This is a genomic window from Streptomyces dangxiongensis, from assembly GCF_003675325.1.
Lineage (GTDB): Bacteria > Actinomycetota > Actinomycetes > Streptomycetales > Streptomycetaceae > Streptomyces > Streptomyces dangxiongensis.
Map to the genome: position 1 here is coordinate 7,273,797 of NZ_CP033073.1, position 21,490 is coordinate 7,295,286.

The window sequence follows — 21,490 nt, forward strand, 5'->3', positions numbered from 1 at the left end:
CAGCGCATGCACGTCCTCGGTATCAACGCACTCTTCCACGATCCCGCCGCCGCCCTGATCACCGACGGCAAGGTCGTGGCGGCAGCGGAGGAGGAACGCTTCTCACGCCGCAAGCACGGCAAGCGGCCCGTTCCGTTCTCCGCCTGGGAGCTGCCCGAGCAGTCGGCCCGCTGGTGCCTGGCACAGACCGGCCTCACCCCGTCCGACCTGGACGCCGTCGCCTACTCCTACGACCCCGCACTCGCCCGTACCGCCGAGCGGCTGGGGCTGCACGACCCCTGGGACCACCTGCGCCAGGAGTACGCCCGCCAGGCCCCGCAGTTCCTCGCCGAGGCCCTGCCCGGACTCGACCCGGCCAAGGTCAGGTTCGTCCCGCACCACGTGGCCCACGCCGCCTCCGCCGGGGCCGTCTCGCCGTACCCGGACTGCGCCGTCCTCGTCCTGGACGGCCGCGGCGAGTGCGGCTCCCACCTGGCCGGCCGCTACACCGGCCGCGAACTGACCGTACTCGGCGCCCAGGAACTGCCCGACTCCCTCGGCCTCTTCTACGAGGACCTCACCCAGCACCTCGGATTCCTGCGCAGCAGCGACGAGTTCAAGGTCATGGCCCTCGCCTCCCACGGCACCCCGCGCTTCGCCGGCCGGCTGCGCGAGTACGTCCACGCCGAGGACGGCGGCGGGTTCCGGGCCCGCCCGGTGCCCTGGGCGGAGTTCGTCCCGCCGCGTCCCGCCCACGGCGCCTGGGACCAGGACCACGCCGACCTCGCCGCCAGTGCCCAGCTCTGCCTGGAAGAAGCCATGCTGGCCCTCGCCCGGTGGCTGCGCGAACGCACCGGTGAGGACGTGCTCACCCTGGCCGGCGGTGTCGCGCTGAACTGCGTGGCCAACACCCGGCTGTGGCGGGAGAGCGGCTTCGCACACGTCTGGGTGCAGCCCGCCGCCGGCGACGCCGGCACCGCCCTGGGCGCGGCGGCGCACGTCGCCGGACAGAAGGACACCCTGGAGCCCATGCCGACCGCCGCGCTCGGCCGCGGCTGGAACGACGCCGAGCTGCGGGAGTGGCTGGAGCGGGCGGCCGTGCCGTACGAGGAGCCCGCCGACATCGCCGAGACGGCCGCCGAGGCGCTGGCCGCCGACGGGATCGTGGCCTGGTTCCAGGGCCGCAGCGAGTACGGGCCACGCGCCCTCGGACACCGCTCGCTGCTCGCCCACCCGGGCCGGGCCGCCAACCTGGAGCGGCTCAACGCCGTCAAGGGCCGCGAGGAGTTCCGGCCCGTCGCGCCCATGGTCCTCGCCGAGCGCGCCGCCGAGATCTTCGACGGGCCGCTGCCCAGCCCCCACATGCTGTTCGTGCACGACGTCGCCCCCGACTGGAGGGCCCGCATCCCGGCCGTGGTCCACGTCGACGGCACGGCCCGCATCCAGACCGTGGACCGGGCCCAGGAACCCCTGGTGGCCCGCATGATCGAGGGCTTCGAACGGCGCACCGGACTGCCGGTGGTGGTCAACACCAGCCTGAACACCGCCGGCCGGCCCATGGTCGACGACCCCAGGGACGCCCTGGAGTGCTTCGGCTCCGCCCCCGTGGACCTGCTGGTGCTCGGCCCGTTCGCGATCCGCCGCGGGAAGGCGTTCGCATGACCGACGCACCCGCCTACACCGTCGTCGTCCCCACGATCGGCCGCCCCTGCCTCGCCGAGTGCCTGCGCGCGCTCGCCGCGGCCGGCGACCATCCGCCGCACGAGGTGGTCGTCGTCGACGACCGGCCCGCGCCCGACGGCGGCCTGCCACTGGAGCCGGCCGGGCAACTGCTCGACCGCGTGCGCACCCTGCGCACCGGCGGCCGGGGCCCGGCCGCCGCCCGCAACGCCGGCTGGCAGACCGTCCGTACGCCCTGGACCGTCTTCCTGGACGACGACGTCCAGGTGCTGCCCGACTGGTCCCGGCGGCTCGCCGAGGACCTGCGCGAGGCAGGCCCCGACGTCGGCGGCATCCAGGGGCACCTGCGTGTCCCCCTGCCCCCCGACCGCCGGCCCACCGACTGGGAACGCACGACCAAGGGCCTGGAGAACGCCGCCTGGGCCACGGCCGACATGGCCTACCGCACCGAGGCCCTCAAACGGACCGGCGGCTTCGACGAACGCTTTCCGCGCGCCTTCCGCGAGGACGCCGACCTCGCCCTGCGCGTGCAGCGGGCCGGCTGGTCCCTGGTCCGGGGCGGCCGGGTCACCCGGCACCCGGTCCGCCCGGCCCACTGGTGGGCCTCGCTGCCCGTGCAGCGCGGCAACGCCGACGACGCCCTGATGAACCGGCTGCACGGCCGCGACTGGTGGGACCGCGCCCAGGCGCCCCGCGGCCGGCTGCCCCGCCACCTCGCGGTCACCGCGGCCGCCCTCGCCGCCGCCTCCTGCGCCCTGACCGGGCGGCGCCGGGCCGCGACCGCCTGGGCCGCGCTGTGGACGCTGGGCACCACCGAGTTCGCCCTCGCCCGCATCCTGCCCGGCCCGCGCACCGCCCGCGAGATCGCCAGGATGCTCGGCACCAGCGTGCTCATCCCGCCCCTCGCCGTCCGGCACTGGGTGCGCGGCGTCGTCCGCCACCGGCACGCCGAACCCCTGGGAGGTGCCCGGTGAGCAGGCTGTCCGCCATCCTTTTCGACCGCGACGGCACCCTCGTGCAGGACGTGCCGCACAACGGCGACCCCGGCCGGGTGCGGCTGCTGCCGGGCGCCGCCGCGGCCGTCGCGCTGGCGCGGTCCGCCGGGCTGCCGACCGCGGTCGTCAGCAACCAGTCCGGCATCGGGCGCGGCCTGCTCACCGTCGACCAGGTGCGCCGCGTCAACGAGCGCGCCGACGAACTGCTGGGCGGCCTGGACACCTGGGTGTTCTGCCCGCACACCCCCGACGCGGGCTGCGTCTGCCGCAAACCCCGGCCCGGTCTGATCCGCACCGCCGCCGCCCGGCTGGGCGTCGAGCCCGCCGGGTGCCTGGTGATCGGCGACATCGCCGCGGACGTGCTGGCCGCCCGCGCGGCGGGCGCCCGGGGCGTGCTCGTCCCGAACGCGGCCACCGCACCGGCGGAGACGGCGCGCTTCGCGACGGACAGCGCCCCCGACGTCCTCACCGCCGTACGCGCGGCACTGGCGGAGGCCGGCATCCCGGCCGGAGGACGAACCCCGGCAAGGCCCCCGTCCGACGGCCGGACCCCCACACGAGAACCCCGACCCACCCCCACGCCTCCCGCATCCCCGGCGGCTCCCACGACCCCCGCGGCCCCCGTCGGGAGGCGGTCGCTGTGAGGGTTCTCGTCGTTCGTCTCGACAGCTTCGGCGACGTCCTGCTCGCCGGCCCCGCCGTGCGGGCCGTCGCCGCCCGCGCCTGCCACGTCACGATGCTCTGCGGCCCGCGCGGCGCGGACGCCGCCCGGCTGCTGCCCGGTGTCGACGAGGTACTGGAATGGGCGGCGCCCTGGGAGGGCTTCGACCCGCCGCCGGTCGTCCCGGCGGACGTCGACGTCCTGCTGGGACGGCTGCGCGCCGGCGCCCACGACACCGCGCTCGTCCTCACCTCCTTCCACCAGAGCCCGCTGCCCACCGCGCTGCTGCTGAGGCTCGCGGGCGTCGGCCGGATCGGCGCCGACAGCGTCGACCACCCCGGCCGGCTGCTCGACGTACGCCACCGGCGGCAGCAGGGCCGGCACGAGGCCGAGGCGGCCCTGGAGACGGCCGCCGCCCTGGGCTTCCCGCTCCCGCCCGAGGACGACGGCCGGCTGTGCGTGCTGCCGCCCCCGGACACCGGCAGCCTCACCGGCCACGGCCCCTACGTCGTCCTGCACCCCGGCGCCAGCGCCCCCGCCCGCGCCTGGAGCCCGTACCGCTGTGCGGAGGCCGTCGCCCTGCTCACCGATGCCGGGCACCGCGTCGTCGTCACCGGCGGCTCCGACGAGACGGCCCTGACCCGGCAGGTGAGCGGCGACCTCGCCGTGGACCTCGGCGGCCGGACCTCCCCCCCGCACCCTCGCCGGCGTGCTGCGCATGGCCGACGCCGTGATCAGCGCCAACACCGGCCCCGCCCACCTCGCCGCCGCCGTCGGCACCCCGGTCGTCTCGCTGTTCGCGCCGGTCGTGCCGGCCGGCCGCTGGGCGCCGTACGGCGTCCCCGTCATCCTGCTCGGCGACCAGTCGGCGCCCTGCGCGGACACCCGGGCCCTCACCTGCCCCGTGCCCGGCCACCCCTGCCTGGACGAGGTCACCGGACAGGACGTGGTGCGCGCGGTGCACAAGCTCATCCAGGAGCGGCACTCATGAACATCCTCGTCTGGCACGTGCACGGATCCTGGCTCACCGCCTTCGTGCGGGGGCCCGCACACCTACCTGGTCCCGGTCACCGAGGACCGCGGCCCGGACGGGCTCGGCCGGGCCGTGACCTGGGACTGGCCCGCCACCGTCCAGGAACGCACCCCCGGGGAACTGCGGGGCACCGGCATCGACCTGATGGTCCTGCAGCGTCCCCACGAGATCGGCCTGGCCGCGCGCTGGACCGGCCGCAGGCCCGGTGTGGACGTGCCCGCCGTGTACGTCGAGCACAACAGCCCCGACGCCTCGCCCGAACGGCAGCCCCACCCGCTGGCCGGACAGTCCCGGATCCCCGTCGTGCACGTCACCCACTTCAACCGGCTGATGTGGGACAACGGCCGGGCCCCGGCCGAGGTCGTCGAACACGGCATCATCGACCCCGGCCCGCTGTGGACCGGCACCGAGCGGCGCGCGGCCGTCGTCGTCAACGAACCCGTACGCAGGGGTCGTACCACCGGCACCGACCTGCTGCCCCGGTTCGCCCGCTCCGCGCCCCTGGACGTCTTCGGGATGCGCACCGCAGGACTCGCCGAGCACCTCGGCCTGCCGCCGGGGCGCTGCCGCACCCGCGATCTGCCGCAGCACGAACTGCACCGCGAGATGGCCCGCTGCCGTCTGTACCTGCACCCCGTGCGCTGGACCTCCCTCGGCCTGTCCCTGCTGGAGGCCATGTTCCTCGGCATGCCCGTGGTCACCCTGGACACCACGGAGATCCGCGAAGCCGTACCCGACGGCGCCGGGGTGGTCTCGAACCGCCTCGACGTACTGGAGGACGCCGTACGGGCCTTCCTCGCCGAACCCGAGCTGGCCCGCCGCACCGGCGCGGCGGCCCGGGCGGCGGCCCGGGCCCGTTACGGAGAGCGGCGCTTCCTGGAGGACTGGGAGCGCCTGATCAAGGAGGTCACCCGATGAGCCGCATTCCGCACACGGCCGGGCGCGTCGCCATGGTCTCCGAGCACGCCAGCCCGCTGGCCGCGCTCGGCGGACCGGACGCGGGCGGCCAGAACGTGTACGTGGCGCAGGTCGCCCGGCAGCTCGCCAGAAAGGGATACCGGGTCACGGTGTACACCCGGCGGGACTCGGCGGGCCTGCCGGACCGGGTCACCCTCATCGACGGCGTCCAGGTCGTGCACGTGCCCGCCGGACCGCCCGCAGCCGTCCCCAAGGACGAACTCCTGCCGTACATGACCGAGTTCGGGAACTTCCTGGCCCGGCAGTGGACACAGAACCCGCCCGACGTGGTCCACGCCCACTTCTGGATGTCGGGCCTGGCCGCCCTGGCCGGCGCCCGCGAACGCGGCATCCCCGTCGTGCAGACCTACCACGCACTCGGCACGGTCAAGCAGCGTTACCAGGGCGCCGCCGACACCAGCCCGCCGCAGCGCCTCGCCATCGAGGAGGCCATCGGCCACGAGTGCACCCGGATCATCGCCACGTGCAGCGACGAGGTCGCCGAACTGAAGGCCATGGGGCTGCCGGAGGACCGGATCAGCGTGGTGCCCTGCGGAGTGGACCCCGACCAGTTCGCGCCCGTCGGACGCCCGCGCCGGGCCGGCACCCGCCGTCGGCTGCTGGCCGTCGGCCGGCTCGTCCCCCGCAAGGGCTACGACCGTGCCATCCGTGCCCTGGCCGGCGTCCCCGACGCCGAACTCCTCGTCGCCGGAGGACCGGAGGCCGACCTGCTCGGCACCGAACCCGAGGCCGCGCGCCTGTACGGCATAGCCGCCGAACTCGGGGTCGCCGACCGGGTCACCCTGCTCGGCGGGGTCGGCCGGGCCCGCATGCCCCGGCTGATGTCCAGCGCCGACCTGGTGCTGTCGCTGCCCCGGTACGAGCCGTTCGGCATCGTCCCGCTGGAGGCCATGTCCTGCGCCACCCCGGTCGTCGCCACCGCCGTCGGCGGCCAGCTCGACACCGTCGTGGACGGCACCACCGGCGTCCTCGTCCCGGCCGACGACGACCACGACCTCGGCGCCGTCGTCCGCACCCTCCTCGCCGACCCCGACCGGCTCGCCCGGTACGGAGCCGCCGGCCGCGAACGGGTCCTCAGCCACTACACCTGGGACCGGGTCGCCGACGGCGTGGCCGGGGTGTACGGCGCCGTGTCCTCCGTCCGCTCGCTCTCGGGAGTCGTCCGATGAAGACCGCCACCGGCACCGCCAACGGGACCACCGCAATCGACACCGCCCACTGCGACGACCTGATGAAGGCCCTGGAGGCGTTCCGTGACCACGGTCCGCTCCTCGAACGCTGGGGCACCGACCTCGCCCGCCGGCTCGGCTCCGGCGCCCGGCTGCTCGTCGCGGGCAACGGCGGCAGCGCCGCACAGGCACAGCACCTCACCGCCGAACTCGTGGGCCGCTACCGCGACGACCGGCCGCCGTTCTCCGCGGTCGCCCTGCACGCCGACACCTCCTCCACCACCGCGATCGCCAACGACTACGGCGTCCAGGAGGTGTTCGCCCGCCAGACCGCCGCCCACGGCCGCCCCGGCGACGTCCTGCTGCTGCTGTCCACCAGCGGAGCGAGCGCCAACCTGCTGGCCGCCGCCGAGCGCGCCCACCGCATGGGCGTGACCGTGTGGGCGCTGACCGGACGGGCCCCCAACCCGCTGCACCTCGGCGCGGACGAGGCCCTGTGCGTCGACACCCCCGTCGCCGCCACCGTCCAGGAACTGCACCTGGTCGCCGTCCACATGCTGTGCGAGGCCTTCGACCTGGCCGTCGAGCACGGCGAGACCGACCACCGGCCCGACGGCGACGGCAAGCCCGCGGCCGACGGCAGACCGGGTGTCGTCGGCCGGCTCGTGGGCCGCGCCCGCACCGTCGGCCGCGCCGCGTCCGGCGCGCCCGCGGCCCCCACGGAGGAACACGCGTGAACGCCGCGCACACGCCCTTGGTCGTCGTAGCCCGCACGGAGGGACACGCGTGAACGCCTCGTACACACCCCTGGTCGTCGTGGGCGACGCCCTGCTCGACCACGACCTGTGCGGCCGGGCCGAACGCCTGGCCCCCGACGCCCCCGTGCCCGTCGTCCACGGCACCCGGCGCAGCTCCCGCCCCGGCGGAGCCGCCCTCGCCGCCTGCCTCGCGGCGGGCGACGGACGCCGCGTCACCCTGGTCACCGCCCTCGGCACGGACCCCGCCAGCGACACCCTGCGCGAGTTGCTCGCCGGCCGGGTCGACCTGGTGGAGGTGCCGCTGGAGGGCAGCCTCAGCAGCAAGACCCGCGTCCTGGCCGGGGACCGTCCGCTGCTGCGCCTAGACGACGGCGAGGGACGCGCCCGCGAGGCCACCCAGGAGGCGGTGTCCACGGTCGCGGCCGCCGACGGCGTCCTCGTCGCCGACTACGGCCGCGGCACCGCCGACGTCCTGCGGGCCGCGCTGACACACACCGCGGCGCCCGTCGTCTGGGACCCCCACGTCCGCGGCCGGCCCCCCGTGCCCGGCGTCCGCCTGGTCACCCCCTCGGCACAGGAGGCGCGCGCCTTCGCCCGGCAGCCGGCCGACGGCGACGACTTCGGCGACGCGGCCGGACTGCGCACCGCCGCCCGGGACGCCCGCATCCTGGTCGCCGCCTGGCGGGCGCAGGCCGTGGCCGTGACCCTCGGCGACCGCGGCGCCCTCCTGTCCCACGGCGAGACACCGCTGCTCGTGCCGGCCCCGGCCGCCGCCTCCGGCGACCCCTGCGGCGCCGGCGACCGGTTCGCCTCCGCCGCCGCCGGGCTGCTCGCCGACGGCGCCCTCACCGAGGCCGCCGTCCAGGCCGCCGTCCACGCCGCCACCCGCTACGTCGCCGAGGGCGGCGCCCGCGCGGTCGCCGGCCCGGAGCGGACCGAGCCGGCCGACGACGCCCCGGCCGACGGCGACACCACCGCCGACGCCGTGCGCACCGCCGCCCGCGTCCGGGCCGCGGGCGGCACCGTCGTCGCCGCGGGCGGCTGCTTCGACCTGCTGCACGCCGGGCACGTCGCCCTGCTCCAGGCCGCCCGCCGGGCCGGCGACTGCCTGATCGTCTGCGTCAACTCCGACGACTCGGTACGCCGCCGCAAGGGCGACGGCCGGCCCCTGGTCCCGGCCGCCGACCGGGTGCGGGTGCTGCGCGCCCTGGAGTGCGTGGACGCGGTCGCCGTGTTCGACGAGGACACCCCCGAACGCATCCTCGGCGAACTCCGCCCGCACATCTGGGCCAAGGGAGGCGACTACGCCCGGACCCGGCTGCCCGAGCAGCCCCTCGTGGAGAGCTGGGGCGGCCAGGTCCTGCTCCTGCCCTACCTCGACGGCCGCTCCACCACCGTCCTGGCCCGCCGCGCGGCCCGAACCCCCACCCCGGGCCACCCGGGATGACCTCCACGCCGCCCTCCCACACCGCGCACACGGCCGGCGTGCCGGGGCCCTTCGGACGCGACACCCGCCCGTGGCCGGTGCGCGCGGCCGGCACGCCGCCCGCCCGCGCCCGATGCGCGGACGCCCCGCCGGCCGGTCCCGGCTTCGGCGCCGGCCGGGGGACGGCAGCCCCGGCCCCGGTCCCGCCCCCCGCCGAACCCACGTCCCCTTCCACCGGAGGATCTCCTCGGTGAGCACTGAGCACTTCGCGAGCCCCTCAGACGCGCCACGCGTCCTGGTCCTGCGTGCGCTGGGCCTCGGTGATCTGCTGGCCGGCGTGCCCGCGTTGCGTGGTATCCGCCGGGCCTTCCCCGGGCATCGGATCGTCCTCGCCCAGCCGCCGGGCCTGTCCGAACTCGCCCTGGCCACCGCGGCGGTCGACGCCGTGCTCCCGGCCGAGGCACCGGACCGGGCGGTGCCACAGCTCACCCACTGGTCCGGCCCGCCCCCCGACGTGGCCGTCGACCTGCACGGCAACGGCCCCGAGAGCCGCGACGCGCTGGCCGCCCTGCACCCGCGCCGGCTCCTCGCGCACGCCTGCCCGGACGGGCCGCCGTGGCCGGCACAGGCCAATGAACGCGACCGCTGGTGCGCCTTCCTGCACGGTTACGGCATCCCGGCCGACCCCCTCGACCTGCGGCTGCCCCGGCCCGCCACGCCGTCCCCGGCCCCGGGCGCGGTCGTCGTGCACCCGGGGGCCGCCTCGGGCTCGCGCCGCTGGCCGGGGGAGCGGTTCGCCGCCGTCGTCCGGTGCCTGCGGGCGGCCGGACACCACGTGGTCCTCACGGGCGGCCCCGGCGAGGACGCCCTGGTCCGCTCGGTCGCCGAACGCAGTGGCCGGCGCGCCGGTGACGTGCTGACCGGCGGCCTGCCGTTCGCCCGGCTGTCCGCGCTGGTCGCCGAGGCGTCCCTGGTGCTCAGCGGCGACACGGGCCTCGCCCATCTCGCGGTGGCCCACGGCACCCGCTCGGTCACCCTGTTCGGGCCCGTCTCCCCGCGCCTGTGGGGCCCGCCACCGAGCCCGGACCACGTCGCCCTGTGGAAACCCGGCCCGCCCGGTGACCCGCACGGCCGCGCCCCGGACGCCCGCCTGCTGCGCGTCCGCACCGGCGAGGTCGCCGCGGCCTGCCTGACGCTGCTGCGGGACGTCCGCGGCGGGCAGCGGCAGGACGGGGAGGCGGCGCATGTCCACTGAGCACGCTCCCGGCCGCGTCCGCGGGACGCCCGCCGGCCGCGATCCACGGGTCACCGTGGCCGTCATCACCCGGGACCGCAGCGCCAGTCTGCTGCGCACCCTGGACGCCCTGGCCGCGCTGCCCGAGCGCCCACCGGTCGTCGTCGTCGACAACTCCCGGGACGACACCACGTACCGCGCCGTGGCCGGCCACCCGGCGATCACCCGACTGCTGCGGCCCGCCGTCAACACCGGCGCCCTCGGCCGCAACCTGGCCGCCCGGCACGCCCGCACCCCCTACGTCGCCTTCAGCGACGACGACTCCTGGTGGGAGCCGGGCAGCCTCGCCCGGGCCGCCGACCTCCTGGACCGGCATCCCCGGCTCGGCCTGCTCGCCGCCCGCACCCTGGTCGGCCCGGAGGCCACCGAGGACCCCCTCAACGCCGTACTCGCCGCCTCACCCCTGCCGCCCGAGCCGGACCTGCCCGGCCGCCCGGTGCTCGGCTTCCTCGGCTGCGCCTGCGTGGTCCGCCGGGAGGCCTTCCTCGGTGTCGGCGGCTACCACCCGCTGCTCTTCTTCGGCGGTGAGGAGACCCTGCTCGCCTACGACCTCGCCGCCGCCGGCTGGGGCGTCACCTACGAGCCGTCCCTCAGCGCGTGCCACCACCCCGAGGACCACGGCCGCACCGGCCGCTCCTCCCTCGTCCGGCGCAATGCCGTGCTCACCACCTGCCTGCGCCGCCCGTGGCCGGTCGCCGTGCGCGCCGGAACCGGACTCGCACTGGCCGCCGCGGCCGGCCGTCCCGGCGCACGCGACGCCCTGAGGGAGACCCTCACCCGGTTCCCTGCGGCCCTCGCCCGCCGCCGGACCCTGCCCCCGCACGTCGAACGCGCCGCCCGCCTGCTGGACCGGGAACCGGCCGGCGGCCCGAGGAGAGGCGCCCCGCGATGACCGGCAGCACCGCGCCAGACACCCGGGCCCGTACCGTCCCCGACGACCGCACGACCGTCGTCGTGATCACCCACAACCGCCGCGACGAGCTCCTGCGCACCCTCGGCCTGCTGCGCCGGCTGCCCGAGCGTCCACGGGTGATCGTCACCGACAACGGCTCCACCGACGGCACCGCCGAAGCCGTCGCCCGCGACTTCCCCGAGATGATCCTGCTGCGCCCGGGCCGCAACCTCGGCGCCATCGGCCGCAACCTGGCCGTCCAGCAGGTGCGCACCCCCTACGTCGCCTTCTGCGACGACGACACCTGGTGGGAGCCGGGCAGCCTCCCCCGGGCCGCCGACCTGCTGGACACCCGGCCCCGGCTCGCGGCCGTCACCGCGCGGATCATCGTCGAACCGGACGGTACCGAGGACCCGGTCGTGCGCGAACTGCGCGAATCCCCGCTGTCCGGCCCCGACTGGCTGCCCGGCCCCGCCCTCGGCTCCTTCCTCGCCGGCGCCACCGTGCTGCGCACCGAGGCGTTCCGCGCGGGCGGCGGCTTCCACCCCGGGCTGTGGCTCGGCGGCGAGGAGGAGCTGCTCGCCTGCGACCTGCAGCGCCGGGGCTGGTGGCTGGCCTACGCCGAGGACCTCACCGTCCACCACCACGCCTCCGTGCTGCGGGACAGCACGGCCCGGCGCGTCCTCGGGCTGCGCAACACGCTGTGGTTCACCTGGCTGCGCCGCCCGCTGCTGCCGGCGCTGCGCCGCACCGGGCACCTCGCGCGGACCGTGCCCCGGGACGCCGCCTCCGTCCGGGCGTTCGCCCACGCCGCCGCCGGGCTGCCGTGGGTGCTGCGCCACCGCGACCCCGTACCGCCGGATCTGGAGCACCGGCTGGCCGCACTGGAACGGGCCCGCGCAGGGACTCACCCGCACGGCGGTACGTCGGCTGAGATTCGCGACGGTACGACACGCCAGGGTGACGTCGTTGCGCCCGCCGACGGGCGCGGGCACAGTGAATCCCCCGGTCAGGACGCGACCGGCCGATCCCTCCGCCCCGCCCAGGAAGCCCGGTCCCCATGGAATCCCGATCACTCACGGACAGCGGTCAGCCGCCCCCGGCCCGCGTCCGCCCCGGCGGTCCCGCCCCGCTGCTCCTCCAGACCGTGCACGAGCACCGCCCCGGACTGGGTGCCATCAGCGTCCTGAAGGCCCGGGGCACGGTGGACGACTCCAACGCCCGGCAGTTCGCCGAGGCCCTCGCCGAGCACGTCGGCCACGCCGGTCAGGCCGCGGAACACCCTCTGCTGGACCTGACCGAGGTGTACTTCGCCTGCGCCGCCGCCGTGCGCTGCCTGGAGCGCGCGACCGGGCCCCTCGCCCGTGCGGGCCGCGCGCTGGCCGTCGTACAACCCCGCCCGCACGTACGGGAGGCCCTGTCGAACGCCGGCCTGCCGGGCGTCCGCGTGCACGCCACGCTGGTCTCCGCCCTGCACGCCCTGCACGCTCCGCGACAGCCGCATCCCGCGCATCCCCCGGCGGACCGGGAAACGGCCGGCGCGGAGCCCGGGGACCCGACGTAGCGCCCGAGCCGGTGCCCGTGCCCCGGGCGGAGGCCGGTGCGGTTGAGGGCCGGAGGGTTGGCGTGCAAGGTGGTGCAACGGTCAGGAAGAGGCCGGACTGTCCCTGAATGACGTCCTTTCTGGGGGATGCCATGAAACCCTCTTCCGCCCGGCCGGCCGCCCCGGCTCCCCTCGTCATCGAGTCCTCCGTCGTGGAGGGCCCGTCCGCCGAGGGGGCCCTGTTGCTCCGCATGTCGGGCACACTGGACGCCGACGGAGCCGAGGCCTGGTCGGACGCGCTGCGCGGCCACCTGGAGCGGGCGGACCGCGCCGGGCTGCGTCCCGTCCTCGACATGGCCCACGTGCAGATGGCGCGGCGCCGCCGTGCTGCGCGCGCTCAGCGAGACGGCCCGCGCCCGCACCGGACGCCCGGAGCTGATCATCGTCCGTGCCCGGCCCGGTGTGCGCGAGGCGGTGCACCTGGCCCGCCTGAACGGCGTCCGGCTGTACGCCACCCTCGACGAGGCCCTGCGCGAACCGGCCCGCACCGCCTCCGGGACGGAGGACCTGTCCGCCTGGCGCGCCGCCGCCCCCGGGGCCGAGACGTTGCCCGCCTGGCGCTCGCAACTGGCGGACCCGCTGCGGCCCTCCTACGAGGACCTGCACCAGGAGGTCCGCGCGCTGCGCGCCCGGGTGCGCACGGCGCCGGTGATCGGCATGGCGCAGGGCGCGCTCATGGTCCGCTACGGCCTGCCGGATCCCGGCAGCGTCTTCCGGGTGCTCCGGGAGGCCTCCCAGCGGTTCAACGTGCCGCTGCGCGTCCTGGCCTCCGCCGTGGTCGTCGCACCGCCCCCGGACCGCGAGGTGTGGTTCCCCGGCCGTCGCCCCCTGCCCGTGCCGCAACCGCGGATCCTGGCCCGCGACGGTCGCGACCCGCGCTGCCGGCGCCGGATGATCGACGCCGTGCTCCGCGAGGCGCTGGCCGTGGGGCGGGCACCCGCCGGGTACGTGCGGTGCCTGGACCCGGCGGTCAACGCGCTGACCCTGGAGGCCCACCACGGCTGCACGGAAACGTTCCTGGACCACCTCGTGCGCGGCGGCGCCGACCCCGACACGGCCGTCCGCACCGGGAACCGTCCCGTGAGCGTGCCCGACGTCGCCACCGAGCCGCTGCTCCGCGACGACTTCCGGGGCGCCCTGCTGACCTCCGGCGTCCGTGCCCTCCACAGCATCCCCGTGCTGTCTCCCACCGGCTCGTGCGCCGGCGTGATCACCGTGCACTGGCCCGAGGCCGGACACCGGCCGGCCGCCGCCCACGCCGAGACCCTCGCCCTGCTGGCCGCCGACACGTCGGACTGGCTGAGCTGGTACCACCGCTCGGTGCTCCTGCACGCCCTCGAACACCTGCACAGGACGCTGACCGGCGGCGCGCCCGCCGTGCGGCAGCCCGCCCACCGTTGAACCGACGGGTGCCCGGCCGGTCACTTTGGCGGCACCACAGGAGGACACCCTCGTTCCAAGGCACGCGCGGCGCTACGCTCCGGGTATGCGGATCTCCGTCTCCTCCGACATGGACGAACCCGTGGCCCGGCTTCTCGTGGCGGAGCTACGGCGCCGTGGCCACGACGTGCGGGAACACGGCGCCCTGCGGCCCGGGGCCGACGCGCGGTGGGCAGCCTGCTCGGAGGCCGCCGCCCGGGACGTGGCCGAGGCCGCGGCCGACCAGGCGGTGGTGTGCTGCTGGACCGGCACCGGCGCCTCCATCGCGGCCAACAAGGTGCCGGGTGTCCGAGCGGCCCTGTGTACGGACGCCGCCACGGCCGAGGGCGCGCGCCGCTGGAACGACGCCAACGTCCTCGCCCTGAGCCTGCGCCTGATCTCCGAGCCGGTACTGAAGGAGATCCTGGACGCCTGGTTCGCCGCGGAACCCAGCCAGGACGCGGAGGACCGGCAGAACGTGGCCCGCGTCGGCCGTCTGGACGCCACCCGGAAGGGTTCCTAGGGGCACGCGACGGGCCGGCGCGGGCCGGGCCGGTGAGCGGGGTGGGACCGGGCTCCGTCAGGAGCGGTGAAGCGGGACTTCAGTGGGCGCCGAGTCCGCCGCCGCCGAACGAACCGCTGGACCCTCTGCTCCAGCGCGGGCGTTCCTCCGACTCGCTGGGCTGGGAGTCCATGTTGGTCAGCTCGTACGGCGTGAGCGGGCGACCGCCCTTGGAGGTCTGCGGCACCTCCGCGGACTCCCGGTTCTGCCGGACCTCGTGGACTGCGCCCTCCGGCGGCAGCTTGGGCTGTTCGTCGGGGCGCGGGCGCGGCGGCTCGCGGTACTTGACGCGGGAGGTCATCCAGAAGCCGCCGCCGAGCAGCGCCAGGAGGGCCACGGCCACGATGAACAGGAAGAGGCTCATCAGGCCGCTCGCCGCGGCCAACTGCATCGATGCGGTGTTCATAGAACAAAAGTACCCGTCACGAATAGGTGCGAACCATGACAAGGGGCATAGCTGTGGATGGATAGGATCCGCCGGCCCCGGAACCTCGGTCCGCGCCCGCCCTCCCTGGAACCTGGTTTGTGCCCGCGCGCCCCGGCTACCCGCACGGTGTGACACCGCCGACTTCGCAGCAGCAGCTCTATCGGTTCCTGGAGGACCGGTTCACCTGTGCGCAGGCATGTACGGAGTGCGCCCGGACCTGCGCGGTGCGGGCGAGTCTGGTCGAGCCGGACGGCACCGAGCGCCAGGAGCGCGTGCGCCGGATCGGCATCATGTGCGCCGAGGTGTGCGACGCCACCTGCCGGGTGCTGTGTGAGGAGAACCGCCAGGACGAGGAGACGCTCCGGGTCCGGGTGGAGTGGTGCCGCTCGGTGTGTCTGGAGTGCGCGCACGCCTTCGACGATCACCCAGGCGCCGAACCGGCCGCGGCCGTCTGCCGGGGCTGCGCCGATGCCTGCGCGGGTTTCCTGGAAATGCTCAACTGAGTGCCCCTGTCCCAAGCGCATGATCGACGTCAGCGTGTGAAACGCGTTCCACTGCGTGCGTCCACGTGTTACGAAGGACCATGTCCGCGAACGAGGGAACCCGCGCGTACGACGCCGTGATCGTCGGCGGTGGCCACAACGGCCTGGTCGCCGCCGCCTACCTGGCCCGGGCCGGCCGCTCCGTACTGGTGTTGGAGCGGCTGGACCACACCGGCGGCGCGGCCGTCTCCACCCGCCCGTTCACCGGGCTCGACGCCCGGCTGTCGCGCTACTCCTACCTGGTCAGCCTGCTCCCGACCAAGATCGTGCGCGACCTCGGGCTCGACTTCCGGGTCCGCACCCGCGGCATATCCTCGTACACCCCCACCGAGCGGGACGGGCGGCCGACCGGACTCCTCGTCGGCGGTGGCGAGCAGCGCACCAGGGAGTCCTTCGCCCGGCTGACCGGCGGCGACCGCGAGTACGAGGCCTGGCAGCGCTTCTACGGCATGACCGGCCGCGTCGCCCAGCGGGTCTTCCCGACGCTCACCGAACCCCTGCCCACCCGCGACGAGCTGCGCCGCCGGATCGATGACGAGGCCGCCTGGCGGGCCCTGTTCGAGGAGCCGGTCGGCGTCGCCGTCGAGGACACCTTCCACGACGACCTGGTCCGGGGTGTCGTCCTCACCGACGCGCTGATCGGCACCTTCGCCGACGCCCACGACCCCTCCCTCGCCCAGAACCGCTGCTTCCTCTACCACGTCGTCGGCGGCGGCACCGGAGCCTGGGACGTGCCCGTCGGCGGCATGGGCGCGCTGACCGGCGCACTGGCCGCCGCCGCCCGCGCGGCCGGCGCCGAGATCGCGACCGGCCACGAGGCCGTCCGCATCCACACCGACGGGAACACCGCCGAGGTCGCCTACCGCACCCGGGACGGCGAGGGCGCCGCCGCCGCCCGGCACGTCCTGGTGAACGCCTCCCCGCGGGAGCTGGCCGCGCTCACCGGGGACCCGGCGCCCGAAGCCGCCGAAGGCGCCCAGTTCAAGGTCAACATGCTGCTCACCCGGCTCCCCGGACTGCGCGACCCCGGCGTCGACCCCCGCGAGGCCTTCGCCGGCACCTTCCACATCGCCGAGGGCTACCGCCAGCTCGCCACCGCCCACGCCCAGGCCGCCGCCGGCGAACTCCCCGCCGCGCCGCCCTCGGAGATCTACTGCCACTCCCTGACCGACCCCACCATCCTCGGCCCGGACCTGGCGGAACGTGGCTACCAGACCCTCACCCTGTTCGGCCTGCACACCCCGGCCCGGCTCTTCGACCGGGACAACGACGCCGTGCGCGAGGAGCTGCTGAAGTCCACCCTCGGCCAGCTCGACGCCCACCTCGCCGAACCGCTCGCCGACTGCGTGGCCACCGACGCCGACGGCCGGCCCTGCATCGAGGCGAAGACCCCGCTCGACCTCGAACGGGACCTGCGACTGCCCGGCGGCCACATCTTCCACCGGGCCCTGTCCTGGCCGTACGCCCAGCAGGAGACGGGCCGTTGGGGCGTGGAGACCGGGCACCCCGGCGTCCTGCTCTGCGGGGCGGGCGCGGTGCGCGGGGGAGGAGTGAGCGGCGTACCGGGACACAACGCGGCGATGGCGGTGCTGGAGGCGAACACCTGAGGCGACTGCGGCAAACCTGCCGGTCGGGCGGTCAGGTCCCGGCGGTGGTCGCGGGCGCGCGGTAGTCGTGGGCCCGGTGGCGGTCGCGGTGCCGGTGACGGGCGCGGGGCCGGTGGTGACGCGTCGGAGCGCCGGGCGAGCGTCCGGCCGCCCCTGGCACGCCGGCCCCCGCATGCTTGACCGGCGCGCCCGGCGGCCCGAGGATCGGCTGTCATGACGCAGGGACACGGCAGTACGGTCGACGGGGTGCTGCGGCGCAGCGCCCGCCGCACCCCGGCGCGCCTCGCGGTGGAGTACGGCGAGCGTGGCTGGACGTACGGCGAACTCGACGACGCCGTCTCCCGCGCGGCCTCCCTCCTGCGCGCCGAGGGCCTCGCACCCGGCGACCGGGTCGCCTCCTACGGCCACAACTCCGACGCCTGTCTAATCGCCTTCCTCGCCTGCTCCCGCGCGGGCCTGATCCACGTGCCGGTCAACCACGGCCTCACCGGAGCCGACCTGGCCCACATCCTCGGCGAGTCGGGCAGCACGCTGGTGCTCGCCGACCCGGACCTGGCCGGCCGGCTCCCGCGGGACGCGCGGGTGCTGGCGCTGCGGGACACGGACGACTCGCTGCTGACCCGGCTCCCGCAGGCACCGCCGTACGACGGCCCCGAACCCCGCACCGAGGACCTGGCGCAGTTGCTGTACACCTCCGGGACGACCGCCCTGCCCAAGGGCGCGATGATGACCCACCGGGCCCTGGTGCACGAGTACCTCAGCGCGATCACGGCCCTCGACCTCAGCGCCGGCGACCGCCCGGTGCACGCCCTGCCGCTCTACCACTCGGCGCAGCTACACGTGTTCCTGCTGCCCTCCCTCGCCGTCGGCGCGACCAACGTCATCCTGGACGCGCCCGACGGGGACCGGCTGCTCGACCTCATCGAAACCGGCCGCGTGGACAGCCTGTTCGCGCCGCCCACGGTGTGGATCGGCCTGGCCGGCCGGCCCGACTTCGCCACCCGCGACCTCGGCGGCCTGCGCAAGGCGTACTACGGCGCGTCCGTCATGCCGGTGCCCGTGCTGGAGCGGCTGCGACGGCACCTGCCCCACCTCGCCTTCTACAACTGCTTCGGGCAGAGCGAGATCGGCCCGCTGGCCACCGTCCTCGGCCCCGACGAGCACGAGGGCCGGCTGGACTCCTGCGGCCGCACGGTGCTGTTCGTGGACGCCCGGGTCGTGGACGACGACGGCGCGGACGTACCGGACGGCACGCCCGGTGAAATCGTCTACCGGTCACCGCAGTTGTGCGAGGGCTACTGGGACCGGCCCGAGGAGACGGCCGAGGCCTTCCGCGACGGCTGGTTCCACTCCGGCGACCTCGCCGTGCGCGACTCCGACGGCTACTTCACCATCGTGGACCGGGTGAAGGACGTCATCAACTCCGGTGGCGTGCTGGTGGCCTCGCGCCAGGTCGAGGACGCGCTCCACACCCACGAGGCGGTCGCCGAGGCCGCTGTGATCGGTCTGCCCGACGAGCGGTGGATCGAGGCCGTCACGGCGGTCGTCGTCCCGTGCGGCGAGGTGACCGGGGACCAGCTCATCGCGCACGTGAAAGGGCGGCTGACACCGTTCAAGGCGCCCAAACGGGTGCTGTTCGTGGACGCGCTGCCGCGCAACGCCAGCGGCAAGATCCTCAAACGCGAACTCCGCGACCGCTTCACCGCGTGACCGGGACCCCCGCCCCCGGCCCGACGGCAACGGCACCCCGTCCTGACCGACGGCGACAGCGCACCGCCCGGACCGGCTGCCGCAGCACGCCGGCCCGGTGACCAGATCCCGTCAGGACTCCGCGGTTCGGGCCGGCGCCGGCGTTCGGGTCACGTCGACACGTGTCCGGCGTCCCGTGGCCGCAGGTCGACGATCCGGCGGATCTTCCCCACCGACCGCTCCAGTGACTCAGGCTCCACGATCTCCACGCCGACCGACACACCGACGCCGTCCCTGACCGCCGCGACGATCGACCGGGCCGCCGCGTCCCGTGCCTCCGGCGTCGCCCCCGGCCGGGCCTCGGCCCGGACGGTCAGCGCGTCCAGCCGGCCCTTCCGGGTGAGGCGTAGCTGGAAGTGCGGCGCCACGCCGGGCGTGCGCAGCACGATCTCCTCGATCTGGGTCGGGAACAGGTTGACCCCACGCAGGATCACCATGTCGTCGCTGCGCCCGGTGACCTTCTCCATCCGCCGGAACACCCGGGCCGTCCCGGGCAGCAGCCGCGTCAGGTCCCGCGTCCGGTACCGCACGATCGGCATGGCCTCCTTGGTGAGCGACGTGAACACCAGCTCGCCCCGCTCACCCTCCGGCAGCACCTCGCCCGTGATCGGATCGACGACCTCCGGATAGAAGTGGTCCTCCCACACATGGAGGCCGTCCTTGGTCTCCGCGCACTCCTGGGCCACGCCGGGCCCGATCACCTCGGACAGCCCGTAGATGTCGACCGCGTCGATCGCGAACCGCTCCTCGATCTCCCGCCGCATCTGCTCGGTCCACGGCTCGCCCCCGAAGACACCCGCCCGCAGGGAGGTGCCGCGCGGGTCCACGCCCTGGCGTTCGAACTCGTCCAGCAGCGTGAGCATGTAGGACGGGGTCACCATGACGACCGACGGTTCCAGGTCCCGGATCAGCCGCACCTGCCGGGCCGTCATGCCGCCGGACGCGGGGACGACCGTACAGCCCAGGCGCTCGGCACCATAGTGAGCGCCCAGACCACCGGTGAACAACCCATAGCCGTATGCCACATGCACGATGTCGCCGGGTCGCCCGCCGGCCGCGCGGATGGACCGTGCCACCATGTCGGCCCACATGGAGAGGTCGTTGTCCGTGTAGCCGACCACGGTGGGCCGGCCCGTGGTGCCGCTGGAGGCGTGCAGCCGGCGGATCCGCTCGCGCGGTACCGCGAACATGCCGTACGGGTAGTTCTCCCGCAGGTCGGATTTGGTCGTCAAGGGGAATTGGGCCAGGTCGGCGAGCGAGCGGCAGTCCTCCGGGCGGACACCGGCCTTGTCGAACGACTCCCGGTAGAACGGGACGTGCTCGTAGGCGTGCCGCAGCGACGCCCGCAGCCGCTCTAGCTGCAACGCCCGCAGCTCCTCCGGCCCGAGCCGTTCGCCCGCGTCGAGCAGGTCCCTCGCATCCGCCATCGGGACGCCTCCCTCGCCAGACTCATATTCCGGACGACCGATCATTCGGTCGCCCTCTTCGGGATCAGTAATTCAGGCGTCCGGATTCCAGGCAAGAGGGCGGTGGAATTTTTCCCGGCCGCGCCGGCCCGGCCCGGCCCGGGTGGCGGGCCGGGCCGGCGCCGGGGCCGGTCGACGGTGGGCGCGGGGCACCGGCCGCACCGGCCCGCGGGGAAAGGCGTTGCGGCCGGGCGCGGGGCGCCGGGATGATCGCCGCATGCCCGCCTTCAGTACAGCCGACGGCACCCGGCTCGCCTACCACCTGCGCGGAACCGGCGAGCCCCTCGCCGTCCTGCCCGGCGGCCCGATGCGGGCCTCCGCCTACCTCGGGGACCTCGGCGGACTGGCCGCGGTCCGCCGGCTGGCCCTGCTGGACCTGCGGGGCACCGGGAACTCGGCGACGCCGGCCGACCCGGCGACGTACCGCTGTGACCGGATGGTCGAGGACGTGGAGGCGTGGCGGGCCCACATGGGGCTGGAGCACATGGATCTGCTCGCGCACTCGGCCGGAGCCGCCCTGGCGCTGCTCTACGCCGCCCGCCACCCGCACCGGATACGGCGGCTGGTGCTGGTCACCCCCAACCCGTCCCCGCTCGGAATGCGCGCCACGCCCGAGGACCGGCTCGCCGCGGCCCGGCTGCGCGCGGACGAACCGTGGTTCGCGCGGGCGTACCCCGCCTTCCGGGCCTGGCTCGCGGACGGCGCTGACTTCGACGACACGTTCCTGCCGTTCTTCTACGGCCGCTGGAACGACACCGCCCGGGCTCACGCGGACGCCGAACCGGGACAGACCAACGACGAGGCGGGCGACCGCTACTTCGCCGAGGGCGCGTTCGACCCGGATGCCACCCGGACCGCCCTCGCCGCCCTGACCGCGCCGGTCCTCGTGTACGCGGGCGGAGCCGACGGCGGACCGTGCCCCGACCTCGCCCACCGCACCGCCCGGGCCCTCCCCGACGCCGAGGTCGCCGTCCAGCCCGGCGCCGGACACTACCCCTGGCTGGACGACCCGCGGTGGTTCCGCGGTCGGGTCGCCGCCTTCCTCGGCACCCCCGCGGACACCCCGCGGACCCCGGCCCGCTGAACGGCCCGCATCCGTCGGCCGCCACCGTGCCGCAGGAAGCGGCCATGCGCACGGCGGCGGCTCGCGGTTCTCCTCCGCGTGGCTGCGTGGCTGCGTGGCTGCGTGGGGTCCGTGCCCCGGCCGGCTGGCCGGCCGGGGGACTGCGGCCGTACTCCCGAAGTCCCTC

General features: G+C 75.7%; 17 protein-coding genes and 3 pseudogenes. 18 read left to right on the plus strand and 2 right to left on the minus strand.

What is annotated here, in order from left to right; genetic code table 11:
• Positions 1-6 precede the first annotated feature (6 nt).
• The 14 genes and pseudogenes from D9753_RS32750 to D9753_RS32815 all read left to right on the plus strand — a co-directional run bounded on the left by D9753_RS32750 (position 7) and on the right by D9753_RS32815 (position 14,410).
• Positions 7-1,641, plus strand: a complete 1,635-nt coding sequence (locus D9753_RS32750; protein WP_121790286.1) for a carbamoyltransferase family protein — start codon at positions 7-9, stop codon at positions 1,639-1,641.
• Positions 1,638-2,633, plus strand: a complete 996-nt coding sequence (locus D9753_RS32755; protein ID WP_121790287.1) for a glycosyltransferase family 2 protein — start codon at positions 1,638-1,640, stop codon at positions 2,631-2,633. Before D9753_RS32750 ends, D9753_RS32755 begins: the two co-directional genes overlap by 4 nt.
• Complete coding sequence (locus D9753_RS32760; protein ID WP_121790288.1) at positions 2,630-3,298, plus strand: HAD-IIIA family hydrolase; 669 nt, start codon at positions 2,630-2,632, stop codon at positions 3,296-3,298. Before D9753_RS32755 ends, D9753_RS32760 begins: the two co-directional genes overlap by 4 nt.
• Positions 3,295-4,306, plus strand: a pseudogene (locus D9753_RS32765) (glycosyltransferase family 9 protein). The gene D9753_RS32760 and the pseudogene D9753_RS32765 overlap by 4 nt, the downstream one beginning before the upstream one ends.
• Positions 4,303-5,266 (plus strand): annotated as a pseudogene (locus D9753_RS32770) (glycosyltransferase). The pseudogenes D9753_RS32765 and D9753_RS32770 overlap by 4 nt, the downstream one beginning before the upstream one ends.
• Positions 5,263-6,495, plus strand: coding sequence for a glycosyltransferase (locus D9753_RS32775; RefSeq protein WP_121790289.1), 1,233 nt, complete (start codon positions 5,263-5,265; stop codon positions 6,493-6,495). Before D9753_RS32770 ends, D9753_RS32775 begins: the two are co-directional and overlap by 4 nt.
• Positions 6,492-7,232, plus strand: a complete 741-nt coding sequence (locus D9753_RS32780; RefSeq protein WP_121790290.1) for a D-sedoheptulose-7-phosphate isomerase — start codon at positions 6,492-6,494, stop codon at positions 7,230-7,232. The genes D9753_RS32775 and D9753_RS32780 overlap by 4 nt, the downstream gene beginning before the upstream one ends.
• A gap of 49 nt (positions 7,233-7,281) precedes the next feature.
• Positions 7,282-8,700: a PfkB family carbohydrate kinase gene (locus tag D9753_RS32785; RefSeq protein WP_121790291.1), complete on the plus strand. Its 1,419-nt coding sequence runs from the start codon at positions 7,282-7,284 to the stop codon at positions 8,698-8,700.
• A 229-nt stretch (positions 8,701-8,929) separates the two neighbouring features.
• Positions 8,930-9,934, plus strand: a complete 1,005-nt coding sequence (locus D9753_RS32790) for a glycosyltransferase family 9 protein (RefSeq protein ID WP_240468348.1) — start codon at positions 8,930-8,932, stop codon at positions 9,932-9,934.
• Positions 9,924-10,865: a glycosyltransferase family 2 protein gene (locus tag D9753_RS32795; protein ID WP_121790292.1), complete on the plus strand. Its 942-nt coding sequence runs from the start codon at positions 9,924-9,926 to the stop codon at positions 10,863-10,865. Before D9753_RS32790 ends, D9753_RS32795 begins: the two co-directional genes overlap by 11 nt.
• Positions 10,862-11,799, plus strand: a pseudogene (locus D9753_RS32800) (glycosyltransferase family 2 protein). Before D9753_RS32795 ends, D9753_RS32800 begins: the two are co-directional and overlap by 4 nt.
• A gap of 213 nt (positions 11,800-12,012) precedes the next feature.
• Positions 12,013-12,429 carry an STAS domain-containing protein gene (locus tag D9753_RS32805; RefSeq protein WP_240468509.1) on the plus strand — a complete coding sequence of 139 codons (417 nt, stop codon included), beginning with the start codon at positions 12,013-12,015 and terminating at the stop codon, positions 12,427-12,429.
• Positions 12,430-12,792: 363 nt separating this feature from the next.
• The gene (locus D9753_RS32810; RefSeq protein ID WP_240468349.1) at positions 12,793-13,869 is read left to right on the plus strand and encodes a GAF and ANTAR domain-containing protein; all 1,077 of its coding nucleotides are present in this window, start codon (positions 12,793-12,795) and stop codon (positions 13,867-13,869) included.
• 85 nt (positions 13,870-13,954) lie between these two features.
• On the plus strand, positions 13,955-14,410 hold the full coding sequence (locus D9753_RS32815; RefSeq protein ID WP_121790294.1) for an RpiB/LacA/LacB family sugar-phosphate isomerase: 456 nt from the start codon (positions 13,955-13,957) through the stop codon (positions 14,408-14,410).
• A 79-nt stretch (positions 14,411-14,489) separates the two neighbouring features.
• On the opposite strand, the gene D9753_RS32820 is transcribed toward D9753_RS32815, so the two are convergent.
• On the minus strand, positions 14,490-14,855 hold the full coding sequence (locus tag D9753_RS32820; RefSeq protein WP_240468350.1) for a DUF6479 family protein: 366 nt from the start codon (positions 14,853-14,855) through the stop codon (positions 14,490-14,492).
• Positions 14,856-15,004: 149 nt separating this feature from the next.
• Here D9753_RS32820 and D9753_RS32825 point away from each other — a divergent pair, with 149 nt between their 5' ends.
• The 3 genes from D9753_RS32825 (at position 15,005) to D9753_RS32835 (ending at position 18,735) form a co-directional block, all read left to right on the plus strand.
• Positions 15,005-15,379, plus strand: a complete 375-nt coding sequence (locus D9753_RS32825; RefSeq protein ID WP_121791416.1) for a ferredoxin — start codon at positions 15,005-15,007, stop codon at positions 15,377-15,379.
• 80 nt (positions 15,380-15,459) lie between these two features.
• Positions 15,460-17,025 carry a phytoene desaturase family protein gene (locus D9753_RS32830; RefSeq protein ID WP_121790296.1) on the plus strand — a complete coding sequence of 522 codons (1,566 nt, stop codon included), beginning with the start codon at positions 15,460-15,462 and terminating at the stop codon, positions 17,023-17,025.
• A 213-nt stretch (positions 17,026-17,238) separates the two neighbouring features.
• Positions 17,239-18,735 (plus strand): acyl-CoA synthetase, encoded by a 1,497-nt coding sequence (locus D9753_RS32835; protein ID WP_121790297.1) that lies wholly within the window; start codon positions 17,239-17,241, stop codon positions 18,733-18,735.
• 149 nt (positions 18,736-18,884) lie between these two features.
• On the opposite strand, the gene paaK is transcribed toward D9753_RS32835, so the two are convergent.
• Positions 18,885-20,201 carry a phenylacetate--CoA ligase PaaK gene (gene paaK / locus D9753_RS32840; protein WP_121790298.1) on the minus strand — a complete coding sequence of 439 codons (1,317 nt, stop codon included), beginning with the start codon at positions 20,199-20,201 and terminating at the stop codon, positions 18,885-18,887.
• A gap of 256 nt (positions 20,202-20,457) precedes the next feature.
• Between paaK and D9753_RS32845 the strand changes: the two genes are divergently transcribed.
• The gene (locus D9753_RS32845) at positions 20,458-21,324 is read left to right on the plus strand and encodes an alpha/beta fold hydrolase (protein WP_121790299.1); all 867 of its coding nucleotides are present in this window, start codon (positions 20,458-20,460) and stop codon (positions 21,322-21,324) included.
• The last annotated feature ends 166 nt before the right edge of the window (positions 21,325-21,490 follow it).